The 9,753-nt window shown below is 74.4% G+C and carries 9 protein-coding genes, 1 pseudogene and 1 riboswitch; of the genes and pseudogenes, 8 read left to right on the top strand and 2 right to left on the bottom strand.

Features of this window, described 5'->3' with window-relative positions; translation table 11 throughout:
- The 5 genes and pseudogenes from ABZW03_RS29995 to ABZW03_RS29975 form a co-directional block, all read left to right on the top strand.
- Nucleotides 1–1,360, top strand: a 1,360-nt coding sequence (locus ABZW03_RS29995; RefSeq protein WP_355265043.1) for a GMC oxidoreductase, incomplete at its 5' end; no start/stop codon positions are given.
- Nucleotides 1,357–2,442 carry a Gfo/Idh/MocA family oxidoreductase gene (locus tag ABZW03_RS29990; RefSeq protein ID WP_355265040.1) on the top strand — a complete coding sequence of 362 codons (1,086 nt, stop codon included), beginning with the start codon at nucleotides 1,357–1,359 and terminating at the stop codon, nucleotides 2,440–2,442. The genes ABZW03_RS29995 and ABZW03_RS29990, both read left to right, overlap by 4 nt.
- Nucleotides 2,439–3,749, top strand: coding sequence for a sugar porter family MFS transporter (locus ABZW03_RS29985; RefSeq protein WP_355265037.1), 1,311 nt, complete (start codon nucleotides 2,439–2,441; stop codon nucleotides 3,747–3,749). Before ABZW03_RS29990 ends, ABZW03_RS29985 begins: the two co-directional genes overlap by 4 nt.
- 11 nt (nucleotides 3,750–3,760) lie before the next feature.
- Entirely contained in the window at nucleotides 3,761–4,411 is a 651-nt protein-coding gene (locus ABZW03_RS29980) for an HAD family phosphatase (RefSeq protein WP_355265034.1), read from the top strand.
- A gap of 119 nt (nucleotides 4,412–4,530) precedes the next feature.
- Nucleotides 4,531–4,704: riboswitch (M-box (ykoK) riboswitch) on the top strand.
- A gap of 310 nt (nucleotides 4,705–5,014) precedes the next feature.
- Nucleotides 5,015–6,659 (top strand): annotated as a pseudogene (locus ABZW03_RS29975) (NRAMP family divalent metal transporter).
- Nucleotides 6,660–6,691: 32 nt separating this feature from the next.
- Here the strand turns inward: ABZW03_RS29975 and ABZW03_RS29970 are convergent.
- On the bottom strand, nucleotides 6,692–7,138 hold the full coding sequence (locus tag ABZW03_RS29970) for an Lrp/AsnC family transcriptional regulator (RefSeq protein WP_355265031.1): 447 nt from the start codon (nucleotides 7,136–7,138) through the stop codon (nucleotides 6,692–6,694).
- A 93-nt stretch (nucleotides 7,139–7,231) separates the two neighbouring features.
- On the opposite strand from ABZW03_RS29970, the gene ABZW03_RS29965 reads away from it, so the two are divergent.
- Nucleotides 7,232–8,050: an LLM class flavin-dependent oxidoreductase gene (locus tag ABZW03_RS29965; RefSeq protein ID WP_355265028.1), complete on the top strand. Its 819-nt coding sequence runs from the start codon at nucleotides 7,232–7,234 to the stop codon at nucleotides 8,048–8,050.
- A complete protein-coding gene (locus ABZW03_RS29960; RefSeq protein ID WP_355265025.1) occupies nucleotides 8,047–8,490 on the top strand; it encodes a nucleoside deaminase in 444 nt (147 codons plus the stop codon). The genes ABZW03_RS29965 and ABZW03_RS29960 overlap by 4 nt, the downstream gene beginning before the upstream one ends.
- 60 nt (nucleotides 8,491–8,550) lie before the next feature.
- Here the strand turns inward: ABZW03_RS29960 and ABZW03_RS29955 are convergent, their stop codons facing one another.
- Entirely contained in the window at nucleotides 8,551–9,024 is a 474-nt protein-coding gene (locus tag ABZW03_RS29955; protein WP_355265022.1) for an SRPBCC family protein, read from the bottom strand.
- A 237-nt stretch (nucleotides 9,025–9,261) separates the two neighbouring features.
- Between ABZW03_RS29955 and ABZW03_RS29950 the strand changes: the two genes are divergently transcribed.
- A complete protein-coding gene (locus tag ABZW03_RS29950; protein WP_355265020.1) occupies nucleotides 9,262–9,693 on the top strand; it encodes a hypothetical protein in 432 nt (143 codons plus the stop codon).
- The last annotated feature ends 60 nt before the right edge of the window (nucleotides 9,694–9,753 follow it).

Raw genomic sequence — 9,753 nt, 5'->3', positions numbered from 1 at the left:
GAACGGCCGGCGCCTGGCGTGGCCGCGCGGGCGGGTGCTGGGCGGCTCCGGCGCGATCAACGCGATGGTGCACATCCGCGGCGCCGCCTCCGACTTCGACGCCTGGAGCCGCTGGGGCGGCGACCGGTGGACCGCCGCCGCCTTCCTCCCGTACCTGGAACGGTTGGAGGCCCCGGCGGGGGCGGCCGCGCCCGGGACCGTCCCGATCGCCGCGCCCGGGACCGTCCCGATCGCCGCGCCCGGGACCGTCCCGATCGCCGAGAACACCGAGCCCCACCCGTTCGCCGCGGCGTTCGTCGCCGCGGCCCAGAAGGCCGGCCTGCCGGCCAACCCCGACTTCAACGGCGCCGCCCAGGAGGGCGTCGGCCTGTACCGCACGACCGTCACCGCGGGCACCCCGCAGGCGCCCGCCCGGCGCGCCAACACCGCCTTCACCCACCTGCGCCCCGTGCTGGACCGGCCGAACCTGACCGTGCTGACCGACGCCACCGTGCTGCGGATCGAGGTCGCCGGCGGCCGGGCCCGGGGCATCAGGGTCCGGCACGGCGGAGCGGTCCGCACCATCGGCGCGAACGGCGAGGTCGTGCTCTGCGCCGGTACGGTGGCCAGCCCCCAGCTCCTGCTGCTCAGCGGGATCGGCCCGGCCGACGAGCTCGCGGCGCTCGGCATCGCGTCCACGGTCGACCTGCCGGGCGTCGGAGGCGACCTGCACGACCACGTCCAGGTCTCGCTGGCGTACGACACCGTGACGGGGCACCCGGTCGCCGACCGTTCCAACCTCGGCGAGGCCGGCGGCTTCGTCACCGTCCTGCCGGATTCCCCCGCGCCGGACATCCAGCTCTCCTTCGCGCCCATGAAGGACCTGAACAACGCCTCGCGGCTCGGCTGGGGCTTCACCATCGCCCCGGCGCTCACCCGCCCGCGCAGCCGCGGCAGGCTCGCCCTCGACCCCGCCGATCCGCTGGGACACCCGCTGATCGACCCCGCCTACCTCGACGACCCGGCCGACCTCGACACCCTGGTCGAAGGGGTGCGACTGGCCCAGGAGATCGCCGCCACCGAGCCGCTCGGCTCGCTGCGGTCCACCCCGCTGCCCGCCCCGCTGGCCGGCCCCGCGGAGCTGGTGGAGTTCGTCCGCGCCAACGCCCAGACCCAGTTCCACCCGGTCGGCAGCTGCCGGTTCGGCCCGGACGGCGACGAACGGGCCGTCGTCGACCCGCAGTTGAGGGTGCGGGGGGTGGCCGGGCTGCGGGTGGCCGACGCCTCCGTCATCCCGAGCATGATCACCGGAAACATCCACGCCGCCGTGGCCGCGATCGCCGAGCGCGCCGCCGACTTCCTCCAGGAGGCCACCGCATGACCCGGTCCACCCCTTCCCGTCCGCCGACCAGGCCGCCGACCCGTCCGCTCGGCGCCGAGCTGCGGTGGGGCGCCCTCGGCGCGACCGCCTACATCAGCGGCCACCTGCTGCCCGCGATCGCCCGGACCGAGGGCTGCGCCCTGACCGCCGTCGCCAGCCGCCCGGGACGGCACGCGCGGGCCGTCGAGGTGGCGAAGCCGTACGGCGCGACCGCGCACGAGGACTACGCCGCGCTGGTCGCCGACCCGGACGTCGACGTCGTCTACATCGCCCTCCCGAACACCGACCACGTGGACTGGACGGTGTGGGCGCTGGCGGCCGGCAAACACGTCCTGGTCGAGAAGCCGATGGCGCTGGGCGAGAGCGGCGTGCGGCGGATCGAGCAGGCCGCGGCGGCCGCCTCGCGCCTCGCGATGGAGGCGTTCATGTACCGCTTCCACCCGCAGCAGCACCGGGCCGCGGAGCTGCTCGCCTCCGGCGCGATCGGCGAACTGCGCCTCGTCCGGGCCTCGTTCGCGTTCGAGATCCCCGGCGGCAGCGACAACATCAGGCTCGACCCGGCCCTCGGCGGCGGGGCGACCTGGGACGTCGGCTGCTACGCCGTCGACGTGCCGCAGCTCTTCTTCGGCCGGGCGCCCGAGCGCGTCTGCGCGAGGTTCGGCCACCGCGCCGGGGACGAGGTGGACACCAGCGCCACCGCCTGGATGGACTTCGGGGACGGCCGCGCGGCCGTCGTGGACTACGGCATCGACTACGGGCCGCGCGCCTGGTACGAACTGCAGGGCACCCGCGGCACGATCAGCGTCCGCAACGCGTGGGCGATGTCCGGGGAGGACGGTGTCGTCACCGTCCGGACGGCGGAGGACGTCCGGACCGAGACGGTGCCGGCCGTCGACCACTACCAGCGGCAGGTGGAGGCCTTCGCCCGCGCGGTGGCCGAGGGCCGCCCGGCCCCGTACCCGATCGCCGCCTCCCGCCGTGCCGCGCGCGTCGGCGCGGCCCTGGTGCGGTCCGCGGCGGCGGGCGGCACGCCGGTGGCGACGGCCGACGACCAGGCCGGTTCCGGCCCGGTCCCGGCATGACCGGCCCGCGCGGCCGGGTCCTGCCGGTCCTGATCCCGTCCATCGGCGGCCTGCTCTTCGGCTACGGCACCGGCGGGATCGCCGGGGTCCTGCCGCTGGTCGGCGAGCGGTACGGGCTGTCCGCGTGGACCCAGGGGGCGGTGGTGTCCGCGGCGCTGCTCGGCGCCGCGCTCACCGCGCCCACCAGCGGCCGGTTCGCCGACCGGTTCGGCCGCCGACCGGTGATCGCCGCCGCCGCCGCGGTGTTCGCCCTCGGCACGGGCCTGTCCGCGGCGGCGACCGGCCCGGAGGTGCTCGTGCTCGGCCGGTTCCTGGTGGGCCTGGCCCTCGGCGCGCTCTCCTTCGCGGTGCCGCTCTACATCGCGGAGATCGCTCCGCCCGCCCGCCGCGGCGCGCTGGTGACCCTCAACCAGCTGATGATCACCCTCGGCCTGCTGCTCGCCTACGCGGTCTCCTACGCCCTGCAGTCCGGCGGCTCCTGGCGCCAGATGCTCGCGGTGGGGCTGGTACCGGCGGTCGCCCTGCTGGCCGGCATGGCCGGGGTGCCCGAGTCACCGTCCTGGCTGGCGGGCGCGGGCCACCGGGAGCGGGCCCGTACGGCGGCCGCCGCGCTCGGCCTGCCGCCCGCCCCGCCGGGGGAGACGTCCGCCGCGGGCCCGGGCGGCGGAACCGGACTGCAGGCCGCGCTCGTCGAGGCCGGGCCCGGGCGGGTGGCGCTCGGGGTGGGCATCGCCGTCCTCGTCCACCTCACCGGCCTCAACACCGCCATCTACTACGCCCCGACGATCCTCGCGAGCTCGGGGCTCACGCCCTCCGGCGGCGTCCTGGGGGCCGTCCTGGTCGGCGTCTGCAACGTCCTCTCCACGCTCGTGACGATCGCCCTGCTCGACCGCGGCGGCCGACGACCCCTCATGCTGGGCGGGCTCGCCGCGATGGCCGCCGCGGCCGCCGGGATCGCCGCCACGCAGTGGTCCGACGGGCGGGGCGGCGCCACCGCGCTGCTGCTGTGCGCGTTCATCGTCGCGGGCGCGGTCGGCCCCGCTCCGGTCTTCTGGGTCTTCATCGCGGAGATCTACCCGCAGCGCGCCCGTGGCGCGCTGATGAGCCTGGCCACGGCGGCGCACTGGGCGGCGGACTTCGTCGTCGCGATGACGTTCCTGCCGCTGGTCCGGACGGTGTCCCTGGGCGGGGCGTTCGCGATCTACGCCGGTGTGACGCTGGCCGCGGCCCTCGCCCTGGCCCGGTGGATGCCCGAGACGAAGGGCACCGCACTGGCCGACACGCGGACGGAGACGGTCCGGGTGTGACACCGTCGGCCATGGAACCGTCCGGGCACCCGGTGCCCACCACCAGGAAGGCGACCGCCACCTTGCTCCCCGAACTCCACCCGGGCCGTGCCGAAGCCCTGCTCTTCGACTGGGACGGCACCCTCGTCGACAGCCAGTACGCCAACTACCGGGCCATGGCCGACGCCTTGGCCCCGTACGGGGTGACGCTCGACCAGGAGTGGTTCGACGCCCGGACCGGGCTCTCCTCCGCCGACCTGGTCCGGACGCTCGCGCAGACGCCCGGAACCCGGCCGGACCTCCCGGCCGAGGAGATCGTCGCGGACCGGGACCGGCGCTTCCTGGCGGACGCGGCCGCGATCCGGGTCCACCCGCAGGTCGCCGAGGTGGTGCACGCCCACCACGGCAGGCTCCCGATGGCGGTGGCCTCCGGCGGAACCCGCCTGGTCATCGAGACGACCCTGCGCCACCTCCCGTACCGGGGGCTCTTCACCGCCCTGGTCACCCGCGACGACGTCCGGCGCGGCAAGCCAGCCCCCGACATCTTCCTGACGGCCGCGGACGCCCTGGCCGTCCCGCCCGGCCGGTGCCTGGTGTACGAGGACAGCGACGAGGGCATCGAGGCCGCCCGGGCGGCGGGCATGGCGGTCATCGACGTCCGGCCGGTCACCGGCCGGGCCTGACGGGCGCCGTGCCCCCGCGGGCGCGTGGCGCCGCTCACAGTCCGGCCCCGGCGGGTCAAGCTTGGGCAAACGCGGTCGGTGTGACGGTCGGGTGGGTCTAGGCTTGTCGAGGTTTGAAGAAGGCACCTCGTTCGGTGAGGCGTCTTCACGGACACAGGCCACTGACCCGACGACGTCGAGAGACGCCCAGGTTCAGGACAGATCTTCCCGACCTAAGGGTTGATCCCAAGTGGCTTCCCCCGCGCGGGGATCACGCCGTGAAGTGCCAAAGCTCTGACGAGTTGGGGTGTGCCGGTCCGCGGCGGTTTCCGCGGGCCGGTCCGCTCCTTGCCGTGTCGATGCGGCGCACCCGTGTGCGTCCCGGCCGGGAGGAGGCGAGAGACATTGGACTGCAGTAGTCCGGGCCACAGTAGCCCCTACCCCCGCATGCTCTCGTACACCTCCGGCACGCGGTAACGACCTTCCCTGCGCGTTCACCTGACGCACCGTCACCTCCGCACGGCCTGACGCCGTCGCGGCTCGTCGTGGTGCGCCCGTTCGCCGGGGATCGCTGCCGCGCGCCCCCGAACCGCCCCCTGCCCGCAGGGGGTCGGGAGGCACGTCATGACCGACATGATGCTCGACCCGCAGGCTCCAGCACCCCGTACGGCGGTGCTGGACGACGCCCACCGCGGTGACATCAAGGGTGCGCTCGGCACCGTCCGCCTGGACGACACCGCCCCGCGCCAGGGGCTCTCCGCCCGGCTGCGGACGCTGCTGGCGATCATCGGGCCCGGCCTGATCGTGATGGTCGGCGACAACGACGCCGGCGCGTTCGCCACCTACGGCCAGGCCGGCCAGAACTACGGCACCCACCTGCTGTGGACGCTCCTGCTCCTCGTCCCCGTCCTGTACGTCAACCAGGAGATGGTCCTGCGCCTCGGCGCGGTCACCGGCGTCGGCCACGCCCGGCTGATCCTGGAGCGGTACGGCAGGTTCTGGGGCGCCTTCTCGGTGATCGACCTGTTCCTGCTGAACGCGCTGACGCTGGTGACCGAGTTCATCGGCATCACGCTCGCGGCCGGCTACCTCGGCCTGCCCAAGGCGCTGTCCGTGGTCCTGGCGGCCGGGATCATCATCGCCTCGGCGTTCACCGGCTCCTTCCGGCGGTTCGAGCGGATCGCGATGGCCCTGTGCGCGGGCTCGCTGCTGCTGGTGCCGCTCTACGCCATCGTGCACCCGAGGACCGCGCAGCTGGCCCACGACTTCGTGGTGCCCGCCGTCCCGGGCGGCAGCGGTGAGTCGGCCTCGGTCATGCTGCTGATCATCGCGATCGTCGGTACGACCGTCGCCCCCTGGCAGCTGTTCTTCCAGCAGTCCTACGTCATCGACAAGCGGATCACCCCGCGCTTCCTGGCGTACGAGAAGGCCGACCTGGTCATCGGCATCGCGGTGGTCGTGATCGGCGCCGGTGCCCTGATGGGCATGACCGCCGCCGCGTTCGCCGGCACCGACGGCGTCGGGCGGTTCACCGACAGCGCGGGCGTCGCCCACGGCATCGCCGCCCACGCCGGCAGGCTCGCCGGGGCGCTGTTCGCCGTCGCGCTGCTGGACGCCTCGATCATCGGCGCGTTCGCCGTCTCCCTGTCGACCGCGTACGCGGTCGGCGACGTGCTCGGCCTGAAGCACTCGCTGCACCGCGGCGTCGGCGGCGCCAAGGGCTTCTACGCCGTCTACGCCGGGCTGGTGGCCGTCGCCGCCGCCGTCGTCCTGGTCCCCGGGTCCCCGCTGGGCCTGCTGACCGAGGGCGTGCAGACCCTGGCCGGCGTGCTGCTGCCCTCCGCGAGCGTCTTCCTGCTCCTGCTGTGCAACGACCGGGAGGTCCTCGGCCCCTGGGTCAACGGCCCGAGGACCAACGCCTTCACCGCGGCCGTCGTGGGCGTCCTGGTCGCGCTGTCCGTGGTGCTGACCGCCGCCGTCCTGTTCCCGGACATCAGCGCGGACGCGATCCTCACGATCATGGCGGTCTGCGGTGTCGCCGGGGTCCTCGCCGCCGGGTACGCCTTCACCCGCCGCCGCACCGGCACCGAGGAGGACCCGATCGACCGCACCGGCCGCGAGACGTGGCGGATGCCCCCGCTGGAAGCCCTCGCCAGGCCGGTGGTCTCCACCGGATACAGGATCGGCAATGGGCGCCCTGCGCGGCTACCTGCTGACGGCGACGGTCCTGGTCGTCGTCAAGATCGTGCGGACCGCGACGGCCGGCTGAGGGCCGGTGCACGGCACCCGGTCGGTCGGCGGTCAGGGCCGGCCGGGTCCGCGCCGGGGCAGCGTCTGGCTGTAGACGACGCTCGTGGTCGTGCTGCCGAAGCCGGCCAGCTCGTCCACGAGCGTCTCCAGGTGCTCCATCGAGGTCGCGGCCACCTTCAGGGTGTAGCAGTCGTCGCCGGTGGTGCGCAGGCACTCCAGGATCTCCGGCCGCTCGGTGAGCAGCCGGCGCAGGGGCTGGTGGCGGTTGCCCGGGTACTTCAGCCGGACGACGGCGAGCACGGGGTAGCCGACCTTGGCCAGGTCGACCGTGGCGTGGTAGCCGGTGATGACGCCCAGCGACTCCAGGTTCCGCACCCGTTCCGTGGTGGCCGACGGGCTGAGGTTCACCCGCCGCCCCAACTCGCTGAGGGAGAGGCGGGCCTCCCGTTGCAGCTGTCCGATGATCGCCCAGTCGACGTCGTCAAGATTCACGGCCATGCCGCGACTCTACCGGCAGAACCACGGCAGAACACCGCGATCACCGGGAAGATCCCGTTCCGTCCCCGGTGATCACCGGGATAGCCTCGGCGCATGCAACTCGGCGTCAACGTACCGAACTTCGGGCCCGGGACCGATCCCGGCGTGCTGCGTGCATGGGCGCGCACCGCAGAGGGCCTCGGCTTCGACCTCCTCATGGTGTCGGACCACGTGGCCGTCACCCCCGACGTGGCCCAGCGGTACCCGGAACCGTTCTACGAGCCGTTCACCGCGCTGTCCTGGCTGGCCGGCCTCACCACGAGGCTGCGGCTGGGCACGACCGTGCTCGTCCTGCCCTACCGGCATCCGCTGCTGGTGGCCCGGATGGCCGCCAACCTCGACCGGCTCAGCGGCGGCCGCTTCGTCCTCGGCGTGGGTGTCGGCTGGGCACGCCAGGAGTTCGACGCGCTCGGCGTGCCGTTCACCGCGCGTGGCCGGCTGACCGACGAGTGCCTGGCCGCCCTGCGGGAGGCCTGGCATCCGGAGGCCGGCGCGGGCACCGCCGCGGTACCGGTCTGGGTCGGCGGCCACAGCGAGGCGGCCCTCCGGCGCGCGGTCCGGTTCGGCGACGCCTGGCACCCGCTGCGGCTCTCCGTCCCCGAGATGCGCTCGGTCCTGACGCGGCACCGGCTGCCGGCCTTCGCGCCCCGGATCGCCCTGCGGATCACCGACGCACCGGTCACCGGCCCCGAGCGGCCCGCCGGGGTCGGGACGCTCGAACAGATCCTCGACGACCTCCACCAGCTCCGGCTGCTGGGCGCGGACACCGTCGTCCTGGACCCCTACCACGGAGACCCGGAGGAGACCCGCCGGCCCGACGCGGCCTGGCGGGCACTCGCCACCGTGACCACGCACTGGAGGAACGCATCGTGATCACCACCGCCGACGAGACCCTCCTGCGGCGCGCCGTCCGCATCGCGGCCCGCGCCGTGACCCTGGGCGACGCCCCGTACGGCTCCCTGCTGGCCGGCCCGGACGGCGAGATCCTCGCCGAGGCCCACAACACGGTACGGCGCGACGACGACATCACCGCCCACCCGGAACTGAAGCTCGCCCGCTGGGCGGCCCGCGAACTCGACCCGGACGCGGCCGCCCGCACCACCCTGTACACCAGCTGCCAGCCCTGCTCGATGTGCGCCGGCGGGATCGTCCGCTCCGGCATCGGCCGGGTCGTCTTCGCCCTCTCCACCGAGCAACTCGTCGCACTCAACCCGCCGTCGGGCGCCTGGCCGACGGTGCCCCAGGACGGCCCGGCCCTCTTCGAGGAGGCCCGCGCCCCGCTCGACGCCTACAACGGGGCCGCCCGGCCCTGACGCCCCACCCGGCCCTGCCCCCCACCCGGCCCGACCGGCCGCCGCGACGGCGGAAGCCGGTCAGGCCGGGTGGTGGTCGGGGACGGCGTTGAGCTCGATGCCGTGCTCGAGCAGGGCCTTCAGCGCGCACAGCGCGGTGGTGAAACCGCCGACGGTGTCGTTCACCCAGCGGACGGCGTCCTCCGCCGAGCCCTGGAAACCGGTCTCGGTGGCCTCGACGAACACGGCCCCCGCCGTGCGCGGGGTGAACGTCAGCTCGACCGTGGTCGGCTGCCCGGAGTTGCCCCACCCGAACCGGATCAGGCGCCCTTCCCGCACCTCCTCGACCCGGACGTCGGCCGAGGCCCCGTAGGTCTCCCAGTCCCACCGCAGCTCGGCCCCCGCCACCATCGGCCCGCTGCTCCTGCTGTACCAGAACCGGGAGGTGACGGCCGGATCGGCGAACGCCCGGAACGCCTCCTCGGCGGGCCTGCGGACGATCATGCAGGCGTAGGCGTAGGCGGCGGGGGCGTGGGCGAGGTGGGGTTTCTCCATGCGCACGATCATGCGCCGCCGCGGGACCACGGCCAAGCACGTGACCGCGCACGCCGGCGGGCGAGCCGCAGAGCGGTCACGGTCCCGGTCCGCACCCGAGGAGCCCGAGGTTGGTCCGCGAGCCTGAACCCGGTCGGCCGTCCGGGTGTCCCAGGACGGGGCGGGCACCCGGACCGCGGGCCGGGCGCGTACGGTCGCCGGTCCATCCACGGTTCGGTGCGCACCCCAGGAGTGATCATGGCCAATCCGGCCCCGTCCCAGGTCTGCATGACGCTGTCGGCGCTCGCGGCCACCGCGGCGACCCCGCGACCGTCGGGGGAGACCCGGGACGAGCAGACGTGGCGGGTGGCGGCCGGCATCGCGCAGCAGCTGACCGCCATCTGGCTGGCTACCCAGGCCAGTTGGCAGCTGGCCTGGGTCGCGCTGAGTCCGGACGACGCCAACATGGCGTACATCGCCAAGTGCATCGACGGGTCCAACCGCTTCGCCGTGGTCGTGCGCGGCACGGTCGGCAGCATCACCGACATCCTGGAGGACCTCGACGTCGGTACCGTGGTCCCGTTCACCGCGAGCGGTTCGCCGACGCCGGTCGCCGTCTCCAAGGGCGCCCTGACGGCGTTCACCCAGGTCGCCACCATCCCTGATCTTGCAGGGTATCCCCGGCTTTAGCCGGGGAGGGAATGCATCCTTGGTCCGGAGCCGCGAAGCGGCGGAGTTCTCTGCGTCTCC

Origin of the sequence: Kitasatospora sp. NPDC004799 (assembly GCF_040609095.1) — a bacterium.
Lineage (GTDB): Bacteria > Actinomycetota > Actinomycetes > Streptomycetales > Streptomycetaceae > Kitasatospora.
The sequence above is the reverse complement of the archived record's forward strand: the minus strand, read 5'-3'. Positions and strand labels throughout refer to the sequence as shown.